32 protein-coding genes and 1 pseudogene are annotated in these 23,838 nt (G+C 50.3%); 12 read left to right on the forward strand and 21 right to left on the reverse strand.

Annotation, left to right across the window (positions count from 1 at the left end; translation table 11 throughout):
• Positions 1-149: 149 nt before the first annotated feature.
• From LVJ85_RS02220 to LVJ85_RS02305, 19 genes are all read right to left on the reverse strand, one after another.
• Positions 150-578 (reverse strand): Mor transcription activator family protein, encoded by a 429-nt coding sequence (locus LVJ85_RS02220; RefSeq protein ID WP_244741087.1) that lies wholly within the window; start codon positions 576-578, stop codon positions 150-152.
• Positions 568-990: a gp16 family protein gene (locus LVJ85_RS02225; protein WP_244741090.1), complete on the reverse strand. Its 423-nt coding sequence runs from the start codon at positions 988-990 to the stop codon at positions 568-570. Before LVJ85_RS02225 ends, LVJ85_RS02220 begins: the two co-directional genes overlap by 11 nt.
• Before the next feature lie 131 nt (positions 991-1,121).
• On the reverse strand, positions 1,122-1,334 hold the full coding sequence (locus tag LVJ85_RS02230) for a hypothetical protein (protein WP_054599802.1): 213 nt from the start codon (positions 1,332-1,334) through the stop codon (positions 1,122-1,124).
• 12 nt (positions 1,335-1,346) lie between these two features.
• Positions 1,347-1,553: a hypothetical protein gene (locus LVJ85_RS02235; protein WP_244741092.1), complete on the reverse strand. Its 207-nt coding sequence runs from the start codon at positions 1,551-1,553 to the stop codon at positions 1,347-1,349.
• Between the two features lie 6 nt (positions 1,554-1,559).
• Complete coding sequence (locus LVJ85_RS02240) at positions 1,560-1,853, reverse strand: hypothetical protein (protein WP_244741094.1); 294 nt, start codon at positions 1,851-1,853, stop codon at positions 1,560-1,562.
• 50 nt (positions 1,854-1,903) lie between these two features.
• Positions 1,904-2,083: a hypothetical protein gene (locus LVJ85_RS02245; protein ID WP_244741097.1), complete on the reverse strand. Its 180-nt coding sequence runs from the start codon at positions 2,081-2,083 to the stop codon at positions 1,904-1,906.
• Positions 2,083-2,610 carry a host-nuclease inhibitor Gam family protein gene (locus LVJ85_RS02250; protein WP_244741099.1) on the reverse strand — a complete coding sequence of 176 codons (528 nt, stop codon included), beginning with the start codon at positions 2,608-2,610 and terminating at the stop codon, positions 2,083-2,085. The genes LVJ85_RS02245 and LVJ85_RS02250 overlap by 1 nt, the downstream gene beginning before the upstream one ends.
• Positions 2,611-2,623: 13 nt before the next feature.
• Positions 2,624-2,839 carry a hypothetical protein gene (locus LVJ85_RS02255; RefSeq protein ID WP_244741102.1) on the reverse strand — a complete coding sequence of 72 codons (216 nt, stop codon included), beginning with the start codon at positions 2,837-2,839 and terminating at the stop codon, positions 2,624-2,626.
• On the reverse strand, positions 2,832-2,999 hold the full coding sequence (locus tag LVJ85_RS02260; RefSeq protein ID WP_244741104.1) for a hypothetical protein: 168 nt from the start codon (positions 2,997-2,999) through the stop codon (positions 2,832-2,834). The genes LVJ85_RS02255 and LVJ85_RS02260 overlap by 8 nt, the downstream gene beginning before the upstream one ends.
• Positions 3,000-3,135: 136 nt before the next feature.
• The gene (locus LVJ85_RS02265; RefSeq protein WP_244741106.1) at positions 3,136-3,534 is read right to left on the reverse strand and encodes a hypothetical protein; all 399 of its coding nucleotides are present in this window, start codon (positions 3,532-3,534) and stop codon (positions 3,136-3,138) included.
• 15 nt (positions 3,535-3,549) lie between these two features.
• On the reverse strand, positions 3,550-4,368 hold the full coding sequence (locus tag LVJ85_RS02270; protein ID WP_244741108.1) for a hypothetical protein: 819 nt from the start codon (positions 4,366-4,368) through the stop codon (positions 3,550-3,552).
• Complete coding sequence (locus LVJ85_RS02275; RefSeq protein WP_244741110.1) at positions 4,365-4,535, reverse strand: hypothetical protein; 171 nt, start codon at positions 4,533-4,535, stop codon at positions 4,365-4,367. The genes LVJ85_RS02270 and LVJ85_RS02275 overlap by 4 nt, the downstream gene beginning before the upstream one ends.
• A 19-nt stretch (positions 4,536-4,554) precedes the next feature.
• A complete protein-coding gene (locus LVJ85_RS02280) occupies positions 4,555-4,872 on the reverse strand; it encodes a hypothetical protein (RefSeq protein WP_244741112.1) in 318 nt (105 codons plus the stop codon).
• Positions 4,873-4,886: 14 nt separating this feature from the next.
• Positions 4,887-5,351: a hypothetical protein gene (locus LVJ85_RS02285; RefSeq protein WP_244741114.1), complete on the reverse strand. Its 465-nt coding sequence runs from the start codon at positions 5,349-5,351 to the stop codon at positions 4,887-4,889.
• A 52-nt stretch (positions 5,352-5,403) separates the two neighbouring features.
• Positions 5,404-5,535 (reverse strand): hypothetical protein, encoded by a 132-nt coding sequence (locus LVJ85_RS13310; protein WP_255733829.1) that lies wholly within the window; start codon positions 5,533-5,535, stop codon positions 5,404-5,406.
• Positions 5,536-5,702: 167 nt separating this feature from the next.
• Complete coding sequence (locus LVJ85_RS02290) at positions 5,703-5,942, reverse strand: hypothetical protein (RefSeq protein WP_244741116.1); 240 nt, start codon at positions 5,940-5,942, stop codon at positions 5,703-5,705.
• 93 nt (positions 5,943-6,035) lie between these two features.
• A complete protein-coding gene (locus LVJ85_RS02295) occupies positions 6,036-6,926 on the reverse strand; it encodes an AAA family ATPase (RefSeq protein WP_244741119.1) in 891 nt (296 codons plus the stop codon).
• 27 nt (positions 6,927-6,953) lie between these two features.
• On the reverse strand, positions 6,954-8,987 hold the full coding sequence (locus LVJ85_RS02300) for a Mu transposase C-terminal domain-containing protein (protein ID WP_244741121.1): 2,034 nt from the start codon (positions 8,985-8,987) through the stop codon (positions 6,954-6,956).
• 39 nt (positions 8,988-9,026) lie between these two features.
• The gene (locus LVJ85_RS02305) at positions 9,027-9,269 is read right to left on the reverse strand and encodes a helix-turn-helix transcriptional regulator (protein ID WP_244741123.1); all 243 of its coding nucleotides are present in this window, start codon (positions 9,267-9,269) and stop codon (positions 9,027-9,029) included.
• A gap of 234 nt (positions 9,270-9,503) precedes the next feature.
• On the opposite strand from LVJ85_RS02305, the gene LVJ85_RS02310 reads away from it, so the two are divergent.
• Positions 9,504-10,220, forward strand: a complete 717-nt coding sequence (locus LVJ85_RS02310; protein WP_244741126.1) for a helix-turn-helix transcriptional regulator — start codon at positions 9,504-9,506, stop codon at positions 10,218-10,220.
• Positions 10,221-10,513: 293 nt separating this feature from the next.
• Here LVJ85_RS02310 and LVJ85_RS02315 read toward each other — a convergent pair whose 3' ends face one another.
• On the reverse strand, positions 10,514-11,500 hold the full coding sequence (locus tag LVJ85_RS02315; protein ID WP_244741128.1) for a hypothetical protein: 987 nt from the start codon (positions 11,498-11,500) through the stop codon (positions 10,514-10,516).
• 1,101 nt (positions 11,501-12,601) lie between these two features.
• Between LVJ85_RS02315 and LVJ85_RS02320 the strand changes: the two genes are divergently transcribed.
• The 11 genes and pseudogenes from LVJ85_RS02320 (at position 12,602) to LVJ85_RS13315 (ending at position 22,971) form a co-directional block, all read left to right on the forward strand.
• On the forward strand, positions 12,602-13,918 hold the full coding sequence (locus LVJ85_RS02320; RefSeq protein ID WP_244742953.1) for a M23 family metallopeptidase: 1,317 nt from the start codon (positions 12,602-12,604) through the stop codon (positions 13,916-13,918).
• A 268-nt stretch (positions 13,919-14,186) separates the two neighbouring features.
• Positions 14,187-14,789, forward strand: a complete 603-nt coding sequence (locus LVJ85_RS02325; RefSeq protein WP_244741130.1) for a CDP-alcohol phosphatidyltransferase family protein — start codon at positions 14,187-14,189, stop codon at positions 14,787-14,789.
• Positions 14,790-14,898: 109 nt separating this feature from the next.
• Entirely contained in the window at positions 14,899-15,519 is a 621-nt protein-coding gene (locus LVJ85_RS02330; RefSeq protein ID WP_244741133.1) for a DUF2238 domain-containing protein, read from the forward strand.
• A 71-nt stretch (positions 15,520-15,590) separates the two neighbouring features.
• Entirely contained in the window at positions 15,591-17,333 is a 1,743-nt protein-coding gene (locus tag LVJ85_RS02335) for a bifunctional alpha/beta hydrolase/class I SAM-dependent methyltransferase (RefSeq protein ID WP_244741135.1), read from the forward strand.
• Positions 17,334-17,572: 239 nt separating this feature from the next.
• Positions 17,573-18,985, forward strand: coding sequence for an amino acid permease (locus LVJ85_RS02340; protein WP_244742957.1), 1,413 nt, complete (start codon positions 17,573-17,575; stop codon positions 18,983-18,985).
• 116 nt (positions 18,986-19,101) lie between these two features.
• Complete coding sequence (locus LVJ85_RS02345; RefSeq protein WP_085363537.1) at positions 19,102-19,383, forward strand: accessory factor UbiK family protein; 282 nt, start codon at positions 19,102-19,104, stop codon at positions 19,381-19,383.
• A 15-nt stretch (positions 19,384-19,398) separates the two neighbouring features.
• Positions 19,399-20,244 (forward strand): annotated as a pseudogene (locus LVJ85_RS02350) (YifB family Mg chelatase-like AAA ATPase); the annotation flags it as partial.
• A gap of 48 nt (positions 20,245-20,292) precedes the next feature.
• On the forward strand, positions 20,293-21,984 hold the full coding sequence (locus LVJ85_RS02355; RefSeq protein WP_244741137.1) for a hypothetical protein: 1,692 nt from the start codon (positions 20,293-20,295) through the stop codon (positions 21,982-21,984).
• The gene (locus tag LVJ85_RS02360) at positions 21,981-22,202 is read left to right on the forward strand and encodes a hypothetical protein (protein WP_244741139.1); all 222 of its coding nucleotides are present in this window, start codon (positions 21,981-21,983) and stop codon (positions 22,200-22,202) included. Before LVJ85_RS02355 ends, LVJ85_RS02360 begins: the two co-directional genes overlap by 4 nt.
• Positions 22,203-22,424: 222 nt before the next feature.
• A complete protein-coding gene (locus LVJ85_RS02365) occupies positions 22,425-22,817 on the forward strand; it encodes a hypothetical protein (RefSeq protein WP_244741141.1) in 393 nt (130 codons plus the stop codon).
• 25 nt (positions 22,818-22,842) lie between these two features.
• A complete protein-coding gene (locus LVJ85_RS13315) occupies positions 22,843-22,971 on the forward strand; it encodes a hypothetical protein (protein ID WP_255733831.1) in 129 nt (42 codons plus the stop codon).
• A 292-nt stretch (positions 22,972-23,263) separates the two neighbouring features.
• Here the strand turns inward: LVJ85_RS13315 and LVJ85_RS02370 are convergent, their stop codons facing one another.
• The gene (locus LVJ85_RS02370) at positions 23,264-23,836 is read right to left on the reverse strand and encodes a hypothetical protein (RefSeq protein WP_244741143.1); all 573 of its coding nucleotides are present in this window, start codon (positions 23,834-23,836) and stop codon (positions 23,264-23,266) included.
• Between the last annotated feature and the right edge of the window lie 2 nt (positions 23,837-23,838).

The following is a 23,838-nucleotide window of genomic DNA, read 5'->3' on the forward strand; positions in this document are numbered from 1 at the left end:
CGGTTTTTAAACCCATTTTTGAGAGCCTTTATGCTATCGGCCTTTACGCGCATCCCCGCACGGTATGCCTTTCAAACCCTAAAGGCCGTCTGAAATAGGCCAAAAAAAATCCGCCCGAAGGCGGATAAAAGAGGAGAATTGAAACAGCGTTAAAACAGGGTATTTTGCTGCGATACCGGTTCACAGCCCGAGCGCATAATCGTGTAGCCCGTGCGCTCGGAAATGCCGTATTTCGGGCACAGTTCCGTCATTGCCATCAGGCCGCTTTTGCCCTCGACTTCGGTCAGATTTAAAAATTCGTTTCTAAAACGTTCGTTGCGCAGCTCGCGCAGAGCGTTTTCACAGCGCGGTACATATAATTCTTCGCCGCCATAGACGCGCAACAGCTCGTAGGTTTTTGCCTCACCGATAGCTGAAAACAGAATATGCAGGCGCGGCGTATCTTCTTTGCCCTTGCCAAACTTAAACCGCGCGCCGCCGATGGCTTTTACCAGCTGTTCGGCGGCCTGTAATCCGATAACCTCGACAATATCCTGCATGGTTTCGGGCAGCAGGTGTCGTACCTTTTTAAGCTCCATTTCCTTCCCCCTTTATTTTTTGCTGTTTTTTTGTCAGTGCTGCAATCACACCGCGCATATGCTCGTCGGTAAGCCACTCCACCCGCGCCACCCCATACATGCGCTTGGCCAAAGCATGCGCATAATTCCAATGCAGCGCCATCGATGCCAGCAAGGCTTCGATTTTGCGCATCATCGGGTCGGCCGAGCTGCGGCGGCGCGGGCGCGTGCCGTGGCTTTTCGCAAGCGGCACAAAGCCCATGCGCTTCATCTCTTCTGCCACTTTTTCCAGTTCCGGTGCGCCCATCTTGGCGCACGAATCCTTACCCGTTACCCGCACCAGCATGGCGCGATATACGTCATCGGCCATATCAAGCTGCTTTTGGGCAATCTTGATTTTGGCGATTAATCCGTTTCGGGTCGGTGGGGGCATGCTTCATCTCTAAATACAATATGTTGTAGTATTTTATCATTTTATTAATAAAAATCTACCACATATTGTATTTTATGTATCATTTTTATATGCAAAAAAATCCCCGCTTTTAAAGCGGGGATTGGGGTTGTTTAATCAGCCTGTCTGAAATCCTTAACAAGCTCGCCGTCCACAAAATAGGCTACATTGTATTCGGGGTGTTGGGCGGTTGGCTTGCCGTCGCCAAAATCTACCAACAGATAACCGCCTTTTGCCCCTGTAATCACCCCGCGCCTGCCGAGGTATTCAACTTCTGTTCCCGGGCGTAAAAACGGCATTTTGTAGGCGTTGCGGATGTAATCCATTTCAGACGGCCTCTATTGATTGAGGCAATCTGCAAACTCTGCTGCAATTTTTTTGACTAGCTCTGCATGCACCTGTTTTTGTGCATCTCGGAGCACCCCGGCTGCGGAATGTCCTGCAATGATTGCCGGGGTCGGGTCTTGTTGCACATCCAAGCCTTGTAAGTCAATCTCAAACAGGCCGCTGCCTGTATCTTCAATGGTAATCACTACTTTAGCCATAACCGTTTACCTTTCATCTTCACGACGTGTTTTGCCACTCGAATGACTACCTATTTCAGAAATTCCAATCCCTGATAAACCAACGTATTCTTTACCAGTTTTGCTGTCAGTAATTAAATAAACGCCTCTTTCTCCTCTATAAGCCAATTCATCAGCAATAATAGCGATACGTTTAACCTCAAAACGGTTATCGGTTACGATGCCGAGTTTTGCGCTTTCCTCGCGCTGAACCTCAATCGGGTATGGCTCCAAGCAAGCTGTCAGCAGCATAGCAAGACATAGCGATAAGTATTTCAACATGATGTTTTTCCTTTTTAAAAGGTTAAAAGGCGGGCAATGCCCGCCGTTGGTTAATTTAATCTCGGCGGATAACAGTCCAGTTCTTCGCGCATAAATACAAGCAACCGCCCGGCAATGGTTTCGGCTCCGGTCATATCCCGATAGTCTTGGGGCAGCGGTCTGCTGGATTTACCTACAATCTCGACACGACCGTCGGGCGTATCTTCAATTTCCAAGATGATTTTTGCCATCAGCCCACCTCCTGCTCGTTGACTTCAATGGCAAATTTTTCAGCCCCTTGCACGATGCTCAAGCCCGCTACGGGGTTGGCCACGAAAAAATCAGCTTCATTCAACACGGCATCTTTGTTTATTTCATGCTTGGTGCGTACAAAGCGGGCGTACTTTTCGTCCGACTGCATCAGGGCTATTACGGCATCCACGCCGCGTACTTGGCATTTAGGCGGGTCGAAACGCCAGCGGATGGTGCCGGTAGTCAGGTTGCAGTATTTGACTTTGCCGTTATCGGTCAGCATATCGCGGTTGGCCGTCGCCCATGCCAGCACCCCTGCTTCAATGGCCTGCATCTCTGCGGTAAGCGGTGCGATTTGCGCGTCGAGCTTTTCCTGCATTTCGGCCACGGTGTCGTTGTGGTCGGCTACCATGCGCGTTGCCTCGCGGCTTAAATCGCCATAGCGTTTGATGTGTTCAACCGCTTCGTCGCGGGTTTGGATACCCACCGTGAAGGCGGGTGTGTTATATCGTTTTTTTCTTACCATTTCGTTTTCCTTTTTAAGTTAATGCGTTAATCATAAGCTGCTGATAAATACGTTTCTTAATCCCGTTCGGGTCTTCGTTTTCATCCTCTTCGATGCTTTCTGCCACTTGAGCCAAGTAGGCCGCCACCAATTCGGATATACTTGATTCCGGGGTAACTGATACCAAGGGTATTTTGACTTGCAGTTTTCCACTCTCGGTTTCCGAAATAATGATTTGGTATTCAGCCATGATCATTTCCTTTAATTTTCTGTAACAGTTTTCGGGTAACGGTTACGCCTGCAAGGCCGTATTGTTTCGCCAGTTCTTCAAATTCAAGACGGTGCTTTTCCAAAAACTCTGCTAACAGGATTTTTTCAAAATCTTCCAAATAAACACGATTGTTATTCACATCTCTTTACCTTTCTGCCTTTCGGCATAAATACGCTTACATTCATCCACCGACCGGCTGCGCGGCCCGTGTATCCAGCCTGTCTGAAAACAGGGTGCTGCGTGCAGCTTGCTTTTCATGGCCGCCACCACTTCTTTTATTCATAGTCTTGTTCAAAAAATTCGCTCACATCCGGCTGTTTTGGCCAGTTTTTCACATAGCCTTCGGCATTGATTTTCAGATCGATATAGTCGCCGTACTCCCCGGGGATTAAGCGGTTCGGCACATATTCATATTGAAGCTGTGCTATATCGTTCATATCTTTGTCGAGTAGGGTATATGTGCCGCTGTCGCTTAACTTATCGGCAATGCGGACGGGCACATTACCCTGCCACCCAACAACGCGGCCTGTATCAATCTCAATCAAGATTTCCAAATCTCCGCCGTCTTGCAGCAAAAAATCGGGTACGGTTTCTGCGGATTCTTCATCAAGTGCGGCATTGATACGCACGGCGTAAACTTCAATTTCAACGGGTTTTAAAACTTCAACTTTCATGATTTTTTTACCTTTCTACTTGTTAAAAATCTTCTTCACTTTTTCCAACTCTTCCCGACCTTTCGCCCGGTCGGGTTTGGGCTCTTCCAACATCGCCCGCGGTATCATGCGGGGCGGCAGATTACGTATCAGGTCGGCCACATTCGGCCATTCGGCTGCATCTTGCAGCGCCTTAAAGGCCGTCTGAAACCGAACACGGTCAAACTGTTCTACCGGTTTCTCGTCTCTTCCCCGCAACCGCTGCACCCATAATTCGGCCACTACTGCCAAATCAGGCGCGGCAGGACGGCCTTTGAGATTCATGGCCGACAACACGGCAAAACCTGCGGCAATTTCCTGTTTAAGCCAATCGTCGCCCGCCCATCGACTCAACGCGGTCACACCTTGCCGCAGCTTGGTGCTTACCGCCGCATCGCCCATAGACGGTTGCCGCGTTGCAGGCATCACCGCCGTTTCAGACGGCCGCCAGCTGCTGATAATCTCGTATAAATAGCCGTGGCTCTTAAGCGGCAGTTTCAGACGGCCTGCATCACGGGCATCAATGGCCGTCTGAAAACCGTAAATCCAAGCCTCGGGCGGGGCGGGGTAAACCACCCCGTCGCGGCTGATTTGCCCAGCTTGGATGCCCGGCAGCAGCTCGCCGAGCAGTTTGGCCGTGCGGGCAAAGGTCAGTTGGCTTTTGGCCGGTCGAAACAAGCCCACATAGCGCACCGCCGCTTTACCGATGGCCGCGTCAAACTCCAACACCGCCTTAATCAAATCCGCCGCACCGTCGTTGCCGATCAGGCTGTCAAGGCTGTGGACTGCGCCGCAATTGGGGCATTTGGTGTTCACGTCATCTTCCCCGCTACTGTAACTACGCAATAAATCATCATTAAAAACGAAAAAATGGCATATAAAATCAAATAGATTAACTCCTGTTTGTCGCGCTGGTACAAAGCACTTCGGATAAATGCGCCAAATAAGGCGGCGTGTGCCATTCCTAAAATCAACTCAAGCATTTTTTATCTCGCTTTCTTTTTATTTCGATTCGTTTCTTGCCATAAGGGCTTTCAGGTCATCCGACCATTCCAGAATGTCCGATTCCTGATTGATGATTCTGTTTTCAGGGGACATCAGCGTTTCGAGTGCCGTCATCATCCATTCCACGCCGCTGTCGTCATAGGCTTCGACAATGGCATCAAGCACCTTACCTTTGTCGCCGTCTTCCAACTCTTGGTAATCGCCGTCGTCATTGAGCGGCTTTAAGGGGTCGAGTCCGTAAGATACCGTGTTGAGCATTCGGATAAATTCCCAAACTGCCTCAAAATCTTCTTTTTCAGGTTTTGCAATGTTCATTTCATATTTCCTTTTCAAATAGTTTCCTTAGCCCGTTCCAACCATGCGAGCCACGCATAATCCATGCTCACGTCTTCATAGCCGCCGTCAGGATTGCGGGCGAGGCGGTCGCCGTTGTTCAATCGGCACATCCACGCTTCAAACTTCGCCCGCTCTGACGCTTCGGGGTCGTGGCCGCATACGCTTACCCCGCTGCATTCTTCAAACGCCAAGTCGATGGCTTCGCGCACTGTCGGCGCGGTCGCAACAAAGTAAGCTTTTTCGCACATCTGCACGGTTACGGTAGGGTGTTCCCCATCGCTCTTGTCAATCGCAAAGCTGCCCAAATCTTCCAGCCACTCAAGGCGTTTTTGGTCGTATAAATCGCGGGTTTCCAAGCGCAGAATGCACAAGGCCGCTTCGTTTAACAGCAGGTTTAAATGCACCGGCGTTTGCGTATCTTCCGCCGCCCGAATCAGATCGTCTGTTAATCTGTTCATTTTTATGTTTCCTTATATTTCAATAACTTATAAATTTCACAAGGCAAAAAAATTATTGCCCCATCAATCGGTTAGCCATCTGCACACCGAGATACGACCCGGCAAACGCCGCACTCCAAAAGCCTGCCACCAGCAGCAGCCACCACTTAATCAGCCATAAGGCCGTCTGAATTTTTTTGCTCATACTCCGCTCCCGTGATAATGGCGTCATCGCCGTAGATTTGTTTGATTTGCCTGATTGCCGCTTGCAGCCGCCCGTGTTTGGTGTGCGGGCTGTACAGATTGTGATATATCCGCTGCCGCCGCCGGTGCTGCCCGTATGCCTGCCAGTCTTGGTTGCGCCGTCGGTGGCTATTCATATACCACCCCGCGCATTCTTTCTTCGTCGCTCATGCGCTCATACGCCTTTTCCGCTTGTAGTGCTGCAAAATCCGCCAAATCCTGCTTTTCGCGCATCAGCCGTTGCGCCGGTGTTTCGTCTTTAAAATAACTGCGTACAGGCTGCGGCTCTGTGCAGCGGTTGGCGCATGCCGTTACCAGCATCACAATCAAAACGGGAGCGAGCAAGTGGCGCATTCTCAAGTTTTTCATTTTATGTTTTCCTTTATTTTCAACAGGTTATACATTTCACAAGGTAAAAAAATATATAGCCCTATCAATGGCTTGCCGTTTCAGACAGCCTGATTAATGAATCAGCATCTCTTTAAACTGCCGCACCATCTCCACGTTTACCGGTTCTTTATGCAGCTTCGAGAGCCTGTTTACACCGTGCAGCATTTTGACCAGCCGCCGCGTATTTCCCTTTGCCGAATCCACCAGCTCTTCAACCACTTCCTCGGCCGCATTCGGCAGGTTGGCCGTGGCAATCTGTCCCAGTTCCGCGCCATCCAGCTCGTCGCCCAAATCGAGCTTAAAGCCGATACGGCTGTATAGCTGCTTGAGTTCGCCGTTTCTGCCGCGCAGGTTAACCAGCAGGCGCGGCATACCCACCAAAGCCAGTCCCACTTCGGCGCGGTCGTGGATACGGCGCAGGCATTCCAGCGCGCGGTAGGGCAGGCTTTCCGCTTCGTCCACCGCAATCAGGCGGCCTGAATGGGTCAGCTTGTCCACAATACCGTTGAGCATATCGTTCAGCGTGCCTTTGCTTTCGCTGCCCACCTTTTCAGCAATGGTTTTCAGCAGCACTTTGGCGGTATAGGTCGGGTCGGCCTCAATCAGGATCACATCGGGGTTGCGGCCTGCGTAATCGCGCAATGCACTCGTTTTACCCAAGCCCGCCTGCCCGATAATCACCACCGCTTGCCCGTCAACATGCGCCAAGCTCAAAATATCGCCCGCGCGTTTGCCGCTTTGTGTGCGCACATAATTGATGCTTAATTTACGGTCGGCTCTGCGGTTTTCTTCCAGCGTTAAAAACGCCGCCAGCTTCTCTTCCAGTTTTCCGGTGTCGCCGCGATACCCGCCGCCCAAATAGCTGCTGATAACCCCATTGCTCATACCGATGGCTTTGGCCACATAAGTTTGCGGCTTGCCGCTTTCGCTTAAAAATAATTGCAGACGTTGTTTTAAAGTCATTTTCAAACCCTTTTAATGTGTTTTAAATCAATCTTCCAAATCGCTCTCAAACATGCTGTATTTCTTCACTTCTTTGAGCGGTTGTTCCGGTGTGACTACTTCATAGCTGCCCTCGATAACTGCGCCGTTGCCAAACATCAGGCTGCCGAAATCGGGGGCGTTTTCGATGGCGGGTGTAAGCTCCGCTTTCGCAATCGCAATCTTTTCCTCTTGCCGTTTCACCGCGTCTTTTACCCGCTTCTCGCGCAGCTGTTCGATGCGGTTTACAGGCATGCCCGGTTTCACATGGCCGTCCAGCTTCACTTTGCCGATAATCCCGCCGCCCATCGTTTTCACGATCACTTGCGAAGCATCGTGCCAGTCGTAGCCCACCCGCACCTTTTCTCCGTGGTGCATCGTCAGCACGCTGCCCGCATACACATTGTTGTGCAGCTGTACCGTGCCGCGGCGTACCGTGCAGATTTTTTCCGGGCGAAACATATAATCCAGCTCCACATCCGTTAACGGTTGCTCCGTTTTGTCCAACGCCGCCAAACGGTAAGCGCGGTAATCGGCAGGTGTGCAGTATTCTCCGCCGCTGGCTCTCGCCAGCTCCGCATGCTCGTGGTTCAGATTGTAATCGCGGATGGCAGCGTCTAAATCCGCCAAAAACTGCCGCCAGCTCGGCATCTTGCGCCGGTATCGCTGCTGCTCCGTGCTCAATTCCTTGCCTTGCCGCTCCGCATTCATCGCGCTGTTCAATTTACGGATAGTCAGCGTTTTCACGCTGCTGTCGGCATCTTTGCCCACATAAGTTTCATAGGTTTTCGCCAGCGGAATCGTTACCGTTTCCCAAAACCGCTCGATAATGCCGCGGCCTTGCGGGTTGCCCGGCAAACCCGTTGCATGCTCAATGCCGTAGCGCGGCAAAATACCCGTAATATCCGCATCCAGCATCTTGCCCGTAGGCCCCGCACCGTTATCCGTGTAATACATCAGCGCAGGCTCGTGGTAAGTCATCGCATGGCGCAGCGCATCAGCATGGGCAATCGTCGATTCGCTCAAACTCACGCTCCAGCCCACCACATACCGCGTCGCCGCATCGATAATCACCGTAATCTCCGGCTGAAACGGCTGCCCGTGGTCGGGGTGCGCCACCTTAGCCTTAAAGCCGTGGCCGTCGCCCACCCAAATATCGTTCGGATTAAACATCAGCCAGTCGCGCTTCACATAAGGCATCAGCGATTTATACGCGCTGCCCGTCATTCTGCCGCGCTGCTTAATCACTTCCGGCAGCTGGCCTTGCACATATTCCACTTGGCTGATACTCGGGCAGGCATCCACACCGTGTTTGGCAATATAGGCCGTAGCAAACGCCTTATAAGCCATCGGCACAGGCCACTTGTTCGGGTTGCACCACACCGCAAGCCAATCCTCCAGCCATGCGATTTCATGTAGCGACCGCGTTTTCTTAGTCTTGTTCGGAGCCAACGCCGCCAACCGCTCCGTCGGGCTGCCCGCACCTCGGTATAACGACACCCATTCTTTCAAAGTGCGCACGCTGATACCCCGTTTGCTGTTCGCCCGTGCATTGGCCACCGACACAAAACCCGCCAGCGGCTCGGGCAAAAGCCCTTGTTCTATCTGTTGCGCCACATAAACCACCGCCTCGGTAATTTTCAGCCCCGCCACCTCGTGCATTTTCAGCACTTCGGCCACAATTGCCATCCGCGCATGAGCGCAGTCGCGTTGTTTGTCGGTCAGATCGTCGGCATATTCGTTAATCGGCAACCCCAGCTGCTCCAGCTTGCGCCGCGCCGGCGTATTCGCCTTTTTAACCACGCTCGGCAGCTGCGCCGGTTGCGCCGATGCCAACAATTCCGCCGCCTGTTTTTGCTTAATGGCCGTCTGAATTTCCACCGGCAGGCCGTTTATCAAATACTTTTTAAGTTTTCCGCCACGGGCTTGACCGGCTATTTCTTCAAACGGCCATCCATCCCGTTTGGCGCTTTTCTCAATTGCTTGTCGTGATTTCCCCAGAATTTCCGCAATCACACTAGCTTGCATACTGTTCACAATCATATAAATGCCCTTTATCTCTTAGCATTTGCATATTAATTGCTAAGCAGTTAAACTTTTGTTCGCATATCGGGTTGGCCATATTTGTTCAGGCTTCAAGCCCAAAAAATCCGCGATGATTCGCTCTCCTTTAGGATAGTGGAATTGCAGCGCACTTTTGAGCGTATGCTTGCTAAGGCCAGCATCCACCGATAATTGAGAGATTGTTTTTCCCCGTTTTTTGACGGCGGCAACAATTTCGGCACGATGCCAATCCCCGTTTGCATTATCTATTCGATTAACCATTTAATTATCCTTTTGCTAAGTTGTTTCGCTTAGAATTGTTACTAAGTGAAACGAATAATAATATGCAACCAAATACATATAAAGCGGTTGCATAAAGAAATAATGGGTAAAAAGGCACTATTCTTAATATGCTTTTGTTTTATTTGCATAAATATTTATGCAACTGAATATAATTAGTTGCATAAGAAGTTGCATAAAACAAAAAGTCTATGCAACTGCATAAGAAAGGACGGTATGGATAGTTTTAAAGACAGATTAATTTACCTATGGAGAGATAACCCCAAGCCAACAATAATTGCTCGCGACATAGGAATGAGCACACCCGGATTCAGCCGTATTTGGTATAACGATGGTCTACCGAACACAGAAACTCTTATCAAAATTCAAGAATCAACAGGCTGTAATCTAAATTGGTTACTGACAGGCAAAGGAGAGCCTTATGAAAAAGAGCGGGCAGGCGTAAGCAAGACGCCAACCAAAGAACCTGACAATCCTATCGTGCTAGACACGCTTGGAAACCCTGTAAACTTAGAAGAATTTGTATTTATACCCAGATACGATATCAACGCCTCGGCAGGCAACGGGTTTCCGATAGACACCGAAAACCCCTTGTTTTGTATGGCTTTCAGGCGGTATTGGATAGAGAATTACGTTACTACCCAAATTGAAAAGCTATCGGTGATCACAGTAAAAGGCGATTCGATGGAAGGCGTGCTCAACCACGGCGACAACATACTGGTAAACCACGCCGACACCAACCCGCGCGACGGCTTGTATGTTTTAAGGGTAAACAACGATTTGATTGTAAAAAGGGTTCAAGCCTTGCCCGGCAGATTACTGGTTAAATCAGCAAATCCCGAATACGAACCCTTTGAAATAAACCTTAACCACGAACAGCAAGACGTGGCAATCATAGGCAGGGTGGAATGGTTCGGGAGAACCATAAATTGAAAGGCTTTTAAAGCCTGATTAAAAATAGTTTAAACAACTTCATTTTTTCATCAATTTTGTGCAAAAGCTGTTCAGATTCTGAATATTTTTGAGCAAAAGATTTTTTCTCGGTTTTCATAACCAAAACGGCCAAAACCCTTGTGTTTTAAGATTTTTCCGCCGTTTTCTCTTTTTCCCTTTTGGTGCAAAACCAATCACCCCCCCACAGCCGTAAGGCAAAATCAAACAGCGGCCTGCGGGCCGCTTGTTTATTGGGTTGGAGGTGCCGGCTTTTTTCAGACGGCCTCATCAGGCTATTTGAGCTGTCCGGCAAATGTTTTTTTCCTTTTCCAAAACGCCCGTCCTGCTTTGGATTTGATGTTCAGACGGCCTCCATGCTCGCCGTCGGTGATGATGTTTAATTCTTTCAGACGGCCTTCTTGCAAAGCCTGCCACAGCGGCTCAAACCAGCAGTGCTCCCATTTTTCCAGTATTTCTTTATAAGCCCACACGTCGGCGGTGTGGCGCGTAACCAGCAAGTCGTCTAAAAATATCAGGCCGTCTGAAACCATAGAGCCGATTTCCTGTCTCATGCTTTCCCAAGCCGCGAAGTCGTAGGGTGCATCTACGGTTTTGCCCGGATAAAACTGCGCCCACAGGCTGTCGCAAGCCAGTAAGGGCGGGTTGGTTTGGCGGCCTTCGATGTCTTGCCACAGCCATACTCCGTTGATGGCCGGTGTTTTGGCGGCAACACGCGCCGCGTTGATCGGATGGGTGTGCAGCCACATTTGAATTTCGGTTTGCTTTTGAAGCCAAGCGCCGCTGCCTGCACCTTCTGCGCGTACCGTACCGTCTATTTGGCCGAGCACGTCCAACACCGGTTCCGCCTGCCACAGCGGGGGAGAGGGCAGCGTAACCAGCCACAAGTCGGGGCGCAGAGTATAAAAACGCCAGCCGTCGTCTTCCAAAAAAGCATTCAAGCCGTCGCACAATTCGGCGGCTTCTTGCGCTTGAACCTGAATATCCGTGCCGCCGAGCATGTCCATATGGTGCATGCCCATCTGTTGCCATACGGGGCTGGCAAACACCGCCGCTTGTTCGCGGGCTATGTGTAAATGCCGCTTGGCTTGCTCGAGCAGGCTGCCGTTCCACAGTAAACGGCCGTAAAATTCAGACGGCCTCGACGGTGTTGCAATATAACGACCGAAACGCAGCATTTTATTGAGAGAGGGCAAACAGAGTGTCGGAATCTGTTCCGAACTGTTGAAATTTAAAGCGGGTAGGGCTAAGGTTAAGTACATGGGAGTAATATGTGTAGGCAATAAAACCGCACATATTTTACGCTATTACGCATATTTTTCACGCAGCAAAACACCCGCTTAAAGCAGGGAAGGTGCTTTTATGGTAAACTTCAATATGAAAAGAAGTGCATAAAATACTTGTGAAAATCAAAGTAATAGCAATATAAAGCCGGATTTATCCGCATAACTAGATAAGCATTTAAGAGGCCTGATATGAAAAAGCCCTTGAGTAATTTTTTAAAGGCGCCCGCCCAAAATAACGACGGCAGTTTGCCGGTTGTTACCGCGGAAAGCGAAGCACACACCGCTGACAACAGCATCGTACATACCGAAACCGAATACATTGCCGCAGATGCTGCGGTACTGTGTGCCGAACCGATGATGACCACTCCGTTGGAGGTGAAGTCCGTGCCGGTAGAGCCTGTGGTGGTTAGACCGGAGCTGATCCATTTTGATGCAGCAAAACCAGTTGCCGCGGCAGCCGAGCAGGTTGAAGCGCCGGTAGCGGTTGAAGCCGAAGAAGTGCAAGAGATTGCCGAACCTTCCGCGCCTGTGACCCACATTGTGGCAAGAGCCAAAGTTGCAGCAGTAAAATCATTGGCAACCGGTTTCAAACCGGCAATGAACGTCAAACCTTCCGCCTTCATGCCGCAAGAAAAGACCGTAGAAATACCGGTGGCCAAAGCCGCAGAACCTGTGGCTAACGAACCGGTAATCGAACCTGTAGTACAACAGGTAAAACAAGCTGAACCGGAAACCGCGCCTATTGCGATTCAGACGGCCGAACAACCGGTTGAGATTGAAGTTGAAGCATCAGAAACTGCCGCAGCAAAAGTGGCGGTGGAAGAAGCAGTTGAGCGGCCGTCTGAAACGGTTGTAGAAGCTGCTGTTGAAGCTGAAGTTAAAGCTATTGAAAAAACCGAAGCGCCTGCCGTACAGGTTGCTGCTGCGGTTAGCACGCAACACAAGCCTGCCTTTAATCCTGAAACGGTTGTAACGGCACCTGCTGCCGTGCCTGCAAGTGCGCGGGCGAAAGGAAAAGCGGCGGTGTTTAAATCGGCCGTTAAACCGATACGGGCAGCCATTTCCGCCTTACCTGCGCTGCCTGCCGTGGCTGCTGCGGGACGTTTTTGGCAAAACAAACCTGTCCGCTGGTCGATTTTGGGCGTGTTGCTGCCTGTTTCAGGCATGGTGGCCGCTTATGCGGTTAACGAGCCGCAGCCTGAGAAAGACCTTTACCGCGCCGAGCGCGTGATGGAAGAGTTGCCGCCCGTTTATGTGGAAAGCGGTATCGTAAACGGCAGCTATTGGGCGCAGGAAGCGGTACAGCCGGGCGATTCGCTCACCGATGTATTGTTTCGTATCGGCGTGTCGGAAGAGAACATCCGCCAAGTGCTGGTGCACAGCTCGATTGACCGTGACTTGATCCAACTTCGCGCGGGGCAGTCGGTTAACGTGCGCTTTGATGCCTCGGGTGATGTAACCGATGTGCAGTTCTTCAACGATGACGACAACGGTTTCCGCGATTTGGTGGCGATTGAGAAAGTGAACGGTAAATGGGACACTTCCACTTCCGCCATTGATATGGAAACCATGCCTACCCTGCGTTCGGTACAAGTGCGTACTTCGGCGCGCGGTGCGTTGGCTCAGGCCGGTGTGCCGGTGGAAATCCGCGAATCGTTGAGCGAGATTTTCACTGATGTGGTTAATGTTGAAGAGTTGGGCGAAGGCGATTCCATCCGTCTGCTTTACAACAGCATGTATTTCCGCGGTCAGGAAATGGCTACGGGCGATATTTTGGCCGCCGAAGTGGTTAAAGACGGCAAAACCTATCAGGCTTATTATTACAGCCAAGGCAAGGGCGACGAGGAAAGCGGCAGCTACTACGACCAACACGGTAAAGCGTTGCACTCAACCGATGGTTTCAATGTGAAACCGGTTGAATACACGCGGATTTCTTCGCCTTACGGTATGCGCGTTCACCCTGTATTGCACACGGTTAAGATGCACACCGGTATCGACTATGCTGCCGCCACGGGTACGCCTATCCGCGCGACTGCCGACGGTACGCTGACTTTCAAAGGCTGGAAAGGCGGTTACGGTAATACGGTGGTGCTGACGCACAGCAACGGCATCGAAACTCTGTATGCGCATATGAGTGCTTTCTCTCCGGCTGAGGGTAAAGTGAAAGCTGGCGAAGTGATCGGATATGTGGGCAGCACCGGACGCTCTACCGGCCCGCACTTGCACTATGAAGTGCGCAAGAACGGCCAGCACATGAACCCGACCGCCATCGCCTTGCCGACGCCGAAGCTGACGCCGACCAATATGGCCGAATTCCGCAAACAGCAGGAAGCGCATTCTGCTACGCTGGCAGCGGTACGCAATCTGCCGGTAGCGGTCACGCAGCTCGACTAAATACGATTTCATTGCAGTATCCAAACACCCAAACGATAAGTATCGTGCGGGTGTTTTTTCTTGGCGATCAGACGGTTAAATTTCGGATTTTTAAAAAACGGAGTAAACAATGAGCGCATAACCTTGCCCGCACACCGCAAAATCTGATATGACAATCCGTTGCGCAGATTTCACCGCCGATTATCGTGCGGGGCATTTTTTACCTGTTCGATAAACTATAATCCGCGTTTTCAGACGGCCTCTTAACTCTTAACCTCTTCATTTTTCTATGAGCATCTACGCCCTCAAACCCAAATTTCAAAATCTGTTGCGCCCGCTGGTGCGCCGCCTGTATGCGCGGGGTGTTACCGCCAATCAGGTAACGCTGTTTGCCTGTGCGGTTTCGATTGCGCTCGGCGTGTGGCTGAGTATTTTTGCCGATACGCCGGCATGGTTTTGGCTGTTGCCGGTGTGGCTGTTTGTACGCATGGCTTTGAATGCGGTCGATGGCATGCTGGCGCGAGAGTTCGACCAGCAGTCGAAATTGGGCGGTTATCTGAACGAAGTTACCGATGTGGCCGCCGATGCCGCGCTGTATCTGCCGTTTGCATTTATCGCTCCGTTTGGCGGTGTGCAGATCGGCTTGTTTATCTGGCTGGCGGCAATGAGCGAATTGTGCGGCGTGCTCGGTCAGGTGCATGGCAACGGCCGCCGTTACGACGGGCCGGTGGGCAAAAGCGACCGCGCATTTGTGTTCGGCGCTTTGGGTTTGTGGTATGCGCTTTCAGACGGCCTGCCGCAATGGTTGGAATGGGGTATGTGGCTGTTGGCTGCATTGCTGGTTTACACCTGCGTGCGGCGTATCCGCAACGGCTTGCAAGAGGCCGTCTGAAAAGATGTTTGCTTGATATGGCAAATAAACTTATTTCCGATGCAAGGCAGTAACGCCGCAGCGGGAATAAAGTTTATTTGCGACAGTGATGATTTGATAAAGGGATGTTATGTCTCAACGCCGCCGTTTTTTTCCTCTGCTGCTCGCTTTTGTGTTGTTTATCGTGATCATTTGGTCGGGCATCAATCCCGTCAACCGCGCCGTGTGGTGGGCGGAGATCCTGCCGATTGTGGCCGTTTTTTTGGGCTTGGTGTTTACGTTTCACAAGTTCCGTTTCAGCAATCTGGCTTATCTGTTGATGAGCTTTTGGCTGCTGATGCACACCGTCGGCGCGCATTATACGTTTGCCGATGTGCCGTTTGACTGGGCCAACCGCATGCTCGCGCCGCTGCTGGGCGAGGGGCGCAACCATTTCGACCGCGTGGGGCATTACATCATCGGCTTCTACGCTTTCCCGATGGCCGAATGGCTGATGCGCCGCCGCATGTGCAGCATGAAGCTGGCGTTTTTCTTTTCGCTGTTTTTTATCATGGGCGTGGCGGCGGCTTATGAAATCATCGAGTGGCAGTATGCCGTTATCGAAGGCGGCAGCGCGGGCATCGAGTTTCTCGGTTCGCAAGGCGATATTTGGGACGCGCAGAAAGACATGCTGGCCGATACGCTGGGCGCGTTAACAGCGCTGGCGGTTTACCTGTTTGCCCGCCCAGACAAGCGCATTCAGGCTTCTTGAATTGTGTTCAGACGGCCTCGGGGAGATAAGAGGCCGTCTGAAAAACTTATTCCCTCAAGCAAGGAAACATCATGCAAGAACAACAAAAAACATTTGCTACCGCCGACGGCACCAAACTTTTCTATCGCTACCGCCCCGCACCGGACGGCAGCAACGATAAAGCCATCATCTTGTTCCACCGCGGGCACGAGCACTCCGGCCGCATGATGTTTGTGGCCGACGAACTCGGCTTCGACGATTTCGCCTATTTCGCTTGGGACGCACGCGGCCACGGCCACAGCCCCGGCGAGCGCGGCGACAGCCCCAGCTTGGGCACGTCGGTGGCCGACATTCAGGATTTCGTGCAGCACATCGGGCGCGAATACGGCATTAAACCGGAAAACATCGCCGTTATCGCCCAAAGCGTCGGTGCCGTGCTGGTGTCGGCATGGCTGCACGACTACGCCCCGAAAATCCGCTGCGCCGTGTTAGCCTCGCCCGCGTTCAAAGTGAAACTGTATGTGCCGTTTGCCCGCACCGGCTTGAAACTGATGCAGAAATGGCGCGGCAATTTCTTTGTGAACAGCTACGTTAAATCACACTACCTGACCCACAACAAAGAACGCCAAACCGGCTACGACAACGATCCGCTGATCGCCCGCGCCATTTCCGTGCGTATCCTGTTGGGTTTGTACGATGCCGCCGAGCGCGTGGTGGCCGATGCCCAAGCCATCACCACGCCGATACAGTTGTTGGTGTCCGGCAGCGATTGGGTGGTGCATCACAAACCGCAGCACGATTTCTACAACCGCCTCGGCAGCCACATTAAAGAACGCCACATTTTCAGCGGCTTTTATCACGACACCCTCGGCGAAGAAAAGCGCGAACTCGCGTTTGTCGAAATGCGCCGCTTTATCCGCGAGCGTTTCGGCGAACCGTTGCAAACCGTCGACGTTACCCGCGCCCATATCCACAGCGACAGCCGCCGCGAAGCCGACGAACTGGCCACGCCGCTGTCGCCGTTCACCCCGCGCGGCGCATACTGGGCGGCGCAACGCCGGCTGATCGGCCTCGGCGCAAACTGGAGCGAAGGCTTGAAAATCGGCAAAGAAACCGGTTTCGATTCCGGCAGCACCCTCGATTATGTGTACCGCAACCAACCGCAGGGCACCAACAAATTCGGCGAAGCAGTCGATAAATATTATCTCAACGCCATCGGCTGGCGCGGCATCCGCCAACGCAAAGAAAACATCGGCAAAGCCATTCAGACGGCCTTTGCCGAACTGCGCGAACACGGCAAACCCGTGCATGTGCTCGACATCGCTTCCGGCCACGGGCGTTATGTGCTCGACGCACTCACCGCCGAAAGCCTGCCCGACGGCGTGCGCCTGCGCGATTACAGCCCCGTCAACGTGGAAGCAGGGCGCAAACTGATTGCCGAACGAAAGCTACAAGACATCGTTACTTTTGAAGAAGCGAACGCCTACGACCGTGCCAACTACCAAAATCTCAACCCACGCCCCACGCTCGGCATCGTCTCCGGCCTGCACGAACTGTTTTCCGACAACGACTTAATCATGCGCTCGCTCAAAGGCTTCTGCGACGCACTCGAATACGGCGGCTACCTCATCTACACCGGCCAGCCGTGGCATCCGCAGCTCGAAATGATTGCCCGCGCGCTGACCAGCCACAAAGAAGGCAGCCCCAACTGGGTGATGCGCCGCCGCAGCCAGCAGGAAATGGATCAATTGGTGGAGCAGGCGGGCTTTACGAAAATCCACCAATGGATTGACGAAGACGGCATCTTTACCGTGAGTTTGGCCGTGAAAGTGTAAGAGGCCGTCTGAAAACCGCCGCCGGAGTTGACGGCAATACGCACAAGCTTTTCAAGAAACCGGTGCAAATTCCAAACAGAATGCCAACAATCCGCACACGGAAAAACGGTTTTTCTGTATGATGCGATTTTTACCGTTTTTTTACTCTTTATTGCGGCTTTATAAACCGGATTAACATTATGTCAGACACTCAACACAATACTCAGGTAAAACGCCGTCTGAAAACGCGGCATTTATCGATGATTGCCATTGGAGGCTGCATCGGTACGGGATTGTTCATGGCCAGCGGTACCGCCATCAGCTCCGCCGGGCCGGGCGGTGCGCTCATCGCTTACGCCGCTATCGGCTTGATGGTGTATTTTTTGATGACCTCGCTGGGAGAAATGGCCACTTATCTGCCCACTTCCGGCTCGTTCAGCACCTACGCCACCCGCTTTGTCGATCCGTCGCTGGGTTTCGCGCTCGGCTGGAACTATTGGTTTAACTGGGTGATTACCGTCGCCGCCGACGTGGTGATTGCAGCGGTGGTAATTACTTATTGGGAGCCGATGCGCTTCATGGAGCCGTGGGCGTGGAGCTTGCTGTTTTTTATCGTGATTTTCCTGCTGAACACCCTTTCCGTGCGCGCTTACGGCGAATCGGAGTATTGGTTTGCCCTGATTAAAGTCGTAACCGTTATCGTGTTTCTGGCCGTTGGTCTGCTTACCATTCTCGGCATCCTCGGCGGAGAGTTTGTCGGCTTGAGCAATATGACCGTAGGCGATGCACCGTTCTTAGGCGACGGCGTGGCCGGCCAATTCCTGACCATGCTCGGCGTGTTCCTGATTGCAGGCTTTTCGTTCCAAGGAACCGAGTTGATCGGTATTACTGCGGGCGAATCCGAAAATCCGGAAGAGAGCATTCCCAAAGCCGTGAAACAAGTGTTTTGGCGTATTCTGATTTTTTACATTTTGGCTATTTTGGTTATCGGCCTGCTGATTCCTTATACCAGCCCGCAGCTGTTGGGCGCGGATGTGAACGAAATCGCCAAATCGCCGTTCACGCTTGTATTCGAGCGTGCAGGCCTAGCGTTTGCCGCCGCCGTGATGAATGCCGTCATCCTGACTTCGATTCTGTCGGCGGGCAACTCAGGCATGTATGCCTCTACGCGCATGCTGTACGCCATGGCTAAAGACGGTTTGGCTTATAAAGCCTTCGCCAGAACCAATGTCAGCGGCGTGCCGGTATTGTCGCTGTTGGCAACCGGTGCCGTTGTGCTGGCCGTGTTTTTATTGCAGCTCACCAGCGACAAAACCTACCAATATATTCTTGCCGCTTCAGGCTTAACCGGCTTTATCGCTTGGTTGGGCATTGCCGTGAGCCACTACCGTTTCCGCCGTGCCTACATTGCACAAGGTAAAGATCTGGACGCCTTGGTATATCGAGCCAAATGGTTCCCCTTCGGCCCCTTGCTCGCACTCGCTTTGTGTGTGCTGGTGATTATCGGTCAAGATACGGAACTCGTTTTGAAAGGCAGTTTGGATTGGGACCGCCTCATCATTACCTACATGGGTTTGCCGGTATTTTTGGGTTTTTACTTCTACCACAAGCTGCGTTATAAAACCCGCAAAGTGCCGCTGAAAGAAGTGGATTTGAGTCAAGACGCTCATTAACCCGCCTATACCCGCATAACCATCACAGGCCGTCTGAAACGCTGTCCGAAGCAGTTTTCAGACGGCCTGATTCACTATACAATGCCTATAAACCCCATACATTAAGGAGCAGCAAAATGATCGGCAAAAAACTGTTTGAAGAAGTGTCTGCCAAATTGAGCGAAACCATCGCCAATAGCCCCGCCAAAGACGTTGAGAAAAACGTTAAAGCCCTGTTGGGCAGCGCGTTTAACCGCATGGATTTGGTAACGCGTGAAGAGTTCGACATCCAGCAGCAAGTGCTGATTAAAACCCGCACCAAACTGGCCGACTTGGAAGCCCGTCTCGCCAAGCTGGAAGGAGAGCAACCGCTCCAGCAAGTAGAAACCACAGCCGAAGTGCCGGAACAAGTCGAATAAGGCCGTCTGAAACAGATGTCGCTCGCCCTTGTTTACAGCCGTGCGCTAAATGGTATGAATGCGCCGTTGGTCGAGGTGGAAGCCCACCTTGCCAACGGCTTGCCTGCTTTTAATATCGTCGGCTTGCCCGATACCGAAGTTAAAGAAAGCCGCGACCGCGTCCGCGCCGCCATCATCCAAAGCGGATTCGAATTTCCCGCCAAAAAAATTACCGTCAATCTCGCCCCTGCCGATTTACCCAAAGAATCCGGCCGTTTCGACCTGCCGATCGCGCTCGGCATTCTTGCTGCTTCCGGCCAAATTGCACCCGATAAACTTAACCAATACGAGTTTGCCGGCGAATTGGCGCTGTCCGGCGCTTTGCGCCCCGTTCGTGGCGCATTGGCTATGGCGTGGCAGGGTATGCAGTCCGGCAGGGCATTTGTTTTACCGGGTGAAAACGCCCGACAAGCAGCGGTGATGAAAAACATCACCGTTTACGGCGCCGAAAATCTGTGCAAGGTTGCCGCCCATCTGAACGGCGTTGAGCCGCTCGCCCAAACTGTTTACGATATCAGCCAAAGGCCGTCTGAAAATCGTCATGTGCCTGATTTGAAAGACGTGAAAGGCCAACATACCGCACGTTTGGCTTTGGAAATTGCCGCTGCCGGCGGGCACAGCCTGCTGATGATGGGGCCGCCCGGTACAGGTAAATCCATGCTCGCCCAACGCTTGCCCGGTATTTTGCCGCCGCTGACAGATGAAGAATTGATTGAAGTGTGGTCGTTGCGTTCGCTGCTGCCGAACCACAGGCAGGAATTAGGCTATGGCGTTCCCGTGCAAACGCCCCACCATACTTCCAGCCAAGTAGCCATCGTAGGCTGTGAAATTCAGAATACGTTGAGACAAATCAGAATACGGTGAGACAAAATGCTGCTATTCACCTATTCTGATAAAGTCAAAGTCAAAAATAATCAGTCTTTTTCATTCAGAAGGCTGCTGTCAGGAAAGCCCTATTTACTTTGGTGGTATGGAGCAGCAGTCAAAAGCAGCAATCCGCTCGAACATCATCTTCAAGTTGTTTTCAGGGAAATCCTCAATCAAACAGATAAAGGCTTGGAATTAGGTGCCTTTAAGAAGGAACATCTCCCTCTTCCTCTTTTGTCCGCTTACCGCATCGGATCCATTTGGCAGGATGGCAGATCTGTCGAAGCAATCCATTATCCCGTTCAAGAGTTCAAGATATCTTTTGCCGAAGGTCATTGGCGCCATAAAAGTTTTAATGCACAGTATAAATCCCATATCCCGAACGATCCTTATGCCGTAGATCTGTATCCGCTCCCCTATGAAGATTGTGATCTCAGTCCGTTACTCGAATTTGATTTGGATAGCGGCGGGAAATTGGTATTAAACAGCATGGATTTCTTCCGCGCTGCTTACGGCCATTCTGTCGAACTGAAACGCATACTGACCACTTATCCTTACAATTGTTCTGCTTCTAATCAGGAAAGTATTGTCAGCCTGCTGGTGCCGGATGTGCCGAACGGGCCGGTAACTCAGGGATGGGAAGTATTGGCTCCTTCCCGGAAAATTGCCAAACATGATGCTGTGTTTTTGGCTCATTTGAAATACGACGCACATACGCAGAGGGTCGTCAAAAAACTGTCCAATCAGGTCGTCAAAGGTTTTCTCAATACCTCACGCTACTCCGGTGGCGGCTACTCTTTTCTTGCAGTCGAACCGTGGCATACCGATACGGATGTGACCATCCGGGTTCAAGGTATTCCTTTTGATAACGACAAAAGTTTTCTCGGGTTGAATATCTTGGGAATTTCGGATCCCCACGGGCAGGACGTGACATGGCTGTATAAGAATGCCGTTGGTAATGCGAAGCGTTTATCTAAAGCTGATGATCATGTTGTTATCACCCGCCAAGTATCGCCTTCGCCTCTCAAAGTGGCTTCGACATTCTCGCCTGCTTGGGACGGCGAGGAAGCGGTATTGCGTATTGATGCACAAACCGTTGGCAATCAACGTACGGTAACTACATTCAAGGGGCAAGACACTGATTCAACAAAAACCACAACGATGGGACAGCAGGTCGATTCTTACTCTTCAGCGCCGCCTAAAAGTAGCGGTCACGGCGTAGGCGGGATAGTTGCTAAAGTGGTAGCAGAAAAGCCTCCCCGTTTCGAGTTGATGTGGCAAGAGGCGAGTGACTTGCTCGTCAAAGGTGTTTTAAGCCAAGTTCAGTGGTATGACGGGAAAAAATTCCATTCAACTTTGCCGTTAGAATGTATCGAGTTGGAAAGCAAGAACGGTAAAGCGCCTTTTGTCGGGCGGGCTTTTGTGATGAAGCTGACTTTATCCGATGGGCGCGAATTCGGCTGCATCGAGTTGGCCGGTCGTTCCGGACGGGAAATTTTTACAGGTTTGTTGGCGGAGATTACTCCGGACAAACCTTTTTTTGTTTGGGTTCGTTGGGTTCTGCACGAAGTGTCGAAGCATCGTGGGGTGTTCAACAAGTTTATCAAGAAGAGTGTCTATGCCCATTACAAAGTGTATAAGCACGGGGATGAGGAGCATACGACATTGGAAAGGGTATTAAAGGGGTTGGAATGAAAACCATATTGGAAGAAGTGCAGGCCGCATATAAAGAATATACCGATACTCATGGCTACGAGCCAACGGTTTTAAGATGCTCACAAGCGGTTTTTCAAGCGATACAGCATGAATTGCACAGTGATTGGAATGGCGGAGATTTGCGTTTCTTAGGGGCCGAAGTGGTAGTGCCGGATGGAGATGGGTTGGTGGGGTTTGAGTTTGAAAGTTACGAATGAAAGTGGCTTGGTTATTCTATTGAATAATAATAGTTTCTTGAAATTGACTCCAATAATTCTATTTGCTAAACTAATAATTTTAGTAAAAGTATCAAAGAATGTAAATATCAGTCCTTATAAATTAAAAAGGGAAGACGATGATATTTAAAACGCAATAAACATATTTAGTTGAATTTATAAAAAATTTTATTTACCTTGTTATTGAGAAATGGTTTAAAATAAATGGAAATAACGAATGAACAAAAACAAATTATCCAAGTAGTTTTGGAAAAATTAGAAGAAAATTGGTCAAAAGTATTCAGCAGCGCCAAATTGATCTTATGTGCAATTAATCAAAATGGTTATGATTACAATAGTGTAAATACATCCGTCAATCCAACCATTGGCGAAGTTATTGATATATTGAAAAAGGCTAATGAAGTATTTAGTGCATTTGAAGTAATTTTACCTCATTCAGGTGCCACTCAGGATCAACGCTATGATTTTGAGCGTGTACTCTTAAATTCTAAGCAAACAGTCCTACATATGGAAAGAATAATGCTTTCTATGCAAAGTGGTGATATTGAAGAATGTAGTAGACTACAAGAAATGCTTACAAAACAATCTTATGTTTGATTTTCAGTCCAGTCAGGAGCGAGCTATGAATATAAATGATTTCAAAATGCTAAAACTAGCCCAAGAATTAGATAATTTGACGTCAGATTTACAAGAGAAAATTATCCAAATTGTTGAAATAATTAACAACCAGCAAATCCAAAAAGCTGCTTGATTTTCTATACATTGTTAATTATTAAAAAGCGACCTGAAATTAAAGATTTGGGTCGCTTTTTTAGGCCGTGTCGTTTTTTAAAGGGCAGATCTAGATTAGTAAAACCTCATCAACGGCATTGGGAATTGGGGATCAGATAAAATTTGTCTTACGCGAATGCAACGGAATAGAACGTAATCTTTCACCTGTTCCCGAAAGAATACGGCGTTTCGTTGTAACTTCGGGATGCCAAAGCAGCAGTTAAAAACCGTAGCTTTGGCGTGATATTGAAGACTAATCTGCCTCTGACTTTTTATTTTTCACAGACATACCATCTTGAAGGGTAATCATAAATAATTTGATTACCATATAGCCTGATTTTAATTTTCTGATCCGTAAATCCTTCTATAAAACCGGCGCGCAAGTCTTCCGTGCAGATTCTTGTGCCTATTTTTTTCATCAAGACAGCATCTCTTCGTGCTTTCGCTTGAGCCTGTCTATGTCTTTCTTCTGCTTCTTCTTGGCGTTTTTGTGCCAAACGGCGTTGATAAACCGGGTCACATAAGTTGGCAATTTCTCTTAACTGATGCCTTGCAGTTTCTTTGTAGCCCTCTTGTTGCCAACGGCTGTTATGATTATTGTTTACTGCAAGGGTGTAATATTTCTTAGCTAAATCGTAATCTCTTCTGACGATATCGCCTTGAAAATAAGCATGGCCAACCAATAATTGAGCAGTAGGATCCCCTTTGTCTGCTATTGTTTTTAACTTTTCAAAATTTTTTGGCACAGAAAGAGAACCCAGTCGCATCCTTTGAGATTCTAAATCCATGCAACCGGTTAACATCATAGACAAACAGGCCGACAGTATTAATACCTTAGATTTCATAT

Origin of the sequence: Neisseria sp. Dent CA1/247 (genome assembly GCF_022870825.1) — a bacterium.
Lineage (GTDB): Bacteria > Pseudomonadota > Gammaproteobacteria > Burkholderiales > Neisseriaceae > Neisseria > Neisseria zoodegmatis.

Coding starts and splice junctions, on each gene's coding strand:
- LVJ85_RS02285 (WP_244741114.1), bottom strand. CDS start 5,351: ATGAACAGATTAACAGACGATCTGATTCGGGCGGCGGAAGATACGCAA.
- LVJ85_RS13310 (WP_255733829.1), bottom strand. CDS start 5,535: ATGAGCAAAAAAATTCAGACGGCCTTATGGCTGATTAAGTGGTGGCTG.
- LVJ85_RS02310 (WP_244741126.1), top strand. CDS start 9,504: ATGGATAGTTTTAAAGACAGATTAATTTACCTATGGAGAGATAACCCC.
- LVJ85_RS02360 (WP_244741139.1), top strand. CDS start 21,981: ATGAAAACCATATTGGAAGAAGTGCAGGCCGCATATAAAGAATATACC.
- LVJ85_RS02230 (WP_054599802.1), bottom strand. CDS start 1,334: ATGGATTACATCCGCAACGCCTACAAAATGCCGTTTTTACGCCCGGGA.
- LVJ85_RS02280 (WP_244741112.1), bottom strand. CDS start 4,872: ATGAACATTGCAAAACCTGAAAAAGAAGATTTTGAGGCAGTTTGGGAA.
- LVJ85_RS02330 (WP_244741133.1), top strand. CDS start 14,899: ATGTCTCAACGCCGCCGTTTTTTTCCTCTGCTGCTCGCTTTTGTGTTG.
- LVJ85_RS02335 (WP_244741135.1), top strand. CDS start 15,591: ATGCAAGAACAACAAAAAACATTTGCTACCGCCGACGGCACCAAACTT.
- LVJ85_RS02315 (WP_244741128.1), bottom strand. CDS start 11,500: ATGTACTTAACCTTAGCCCTACCCGCTTTAAATTTCAACAGTTCGGAA.
- LVJ85_RS02340 (WP_244742957.1), top strand. CDS start 17,573: ATGATTGCCATTGGAGGCTGCATCGGTACGGGATTGTTCATGGCCAGC.
- LVJ85_RS02370 (WP_244741143.1), bottom strand. CDS start 23,836: ATGAAATCTAAGGTATTAATACTGTCGGCCTGTTTGTCTATGATGTTA.
- LVJ85_RS02255 (WP_244741102.1), bottom strand. CDS start 2,839: ATGGCTGAATACCAAATCATTATTTCGGAAACCGAGAGTGGAAAACTG.
- LVJ85_RS02275 (WP_244741110.1), bottom strand. CDS start 4,535: ATGCTTGAGTTGATTTTAGGAATGGCACACGCCGCCTTATTTGGCGCA.
- LVJ85_RS02225 (WP_244741090.1), bottom strand. CDS start 990: ATGCCCCCACCGACCCGAAACGGATTAATCGCCAAAATCAAGATTGCC.
- LVJ85_RS02245 (WP_244741097.1), bottom strand. CDS start 2,083: ATGGCAAAAATCATCTTGGAAATTGAAGATACGCCCGACGGTCGTGTC.
- LVJ85_RS02345 (WP_085363537.1), top strand. CDS start 19,102: ATGATCGGCAAAAAACTGTTTGAAGAAGTGTCTGCCAAATTGAGCGAA.
- LVJ85_RS02290 (WP_244741116.1), bottom strand. CDS start 5,942: ATGAAAAACTTGAGAATGCGCCACTTGCTCGCTCCCGTTTTGATTGTG.
- LVJ85_RS13315 (WP_255733831.1), top strand. CDS start 22,843: ATGAATATAAATGATTTCAAAATGCTAAAACTAGCCCAAGAATTAGAT.
- LVJ85_RS02305 (WP_244741123.1), bottom strand. CDS start 9,269: ATGGTTAATCGAATAGATAATGCAAACGGGGATTGGCATCGTGCCGAA.
- LVJ85_RS02325 (WP_244741130.1), top strand. CDS start 14,187: ATGAGCATCTACGCCCTCAAACCCAAATTTCAAAATCTGTTGCGCCCG.
- LVJ85_RS02250 (WP_244741099.1), bottom strand. CDS start 2,610: ATGGTAAGAAAAAAACGATATAACACACCCGCCTTCACGGTGGGTATC.
- LVJ85_RS02355 (WP_244741137.1), top strand. CDS start 20,293: ATGCTGCTATTCACCTATTCTGATAAAGTCAAAGTCAAAAATAATCAG.
- LVJ85_RS02265 (WP_244741106.1), bottom strand. CDS start 3,534: ATGAAAGTTGAAGTTTTAAAACCCGTTGAAATTGAAGTTTACGCCGTG.
- LVJ85_RS02365 (WP_244741141.1), top strand. CDS start 22,425: ATGGAAATAACGAATGAACAAAAACAAATTATCCAAGTAGTTTTGGAA.
- LVJ85_RS02295 (WP_244741119.1), bottom strand. CDS start 6,926: ATGACTTTAAAACAACGTCTGCAATTATTTTTAAGCGAAAGCGGCAAG.
- LVJ85_RS02220 (WP_244741087.1), bottom strand. CDS start 578: ATGGAGCTTAAAAAGGTACGACACCTGCTGCCCGAAACCATGCAGGAT.
- LVJ85_RS02300 (WP_244741121.1), bottom strand. CDS start 8,987: ATGATTGTGAACAGTATGCAAGCTAGTGTGATTGCGGAAATTCTGGGG.
- LVJ85_RS02240 (WP_244741094.1), bottom strand. CDS start 1,853: ATGTTGAAATACTTATCGCTATGTCTTGCTATGCTGCTGACAGCTTGC.
- LVJ85_RS02235 (WP_244741092.1), bottom strand. CDS start 1,553: ATGGCTAAAGTAGTGATTACCATTGAAGATACAGGCAGCGGCCTGTTT.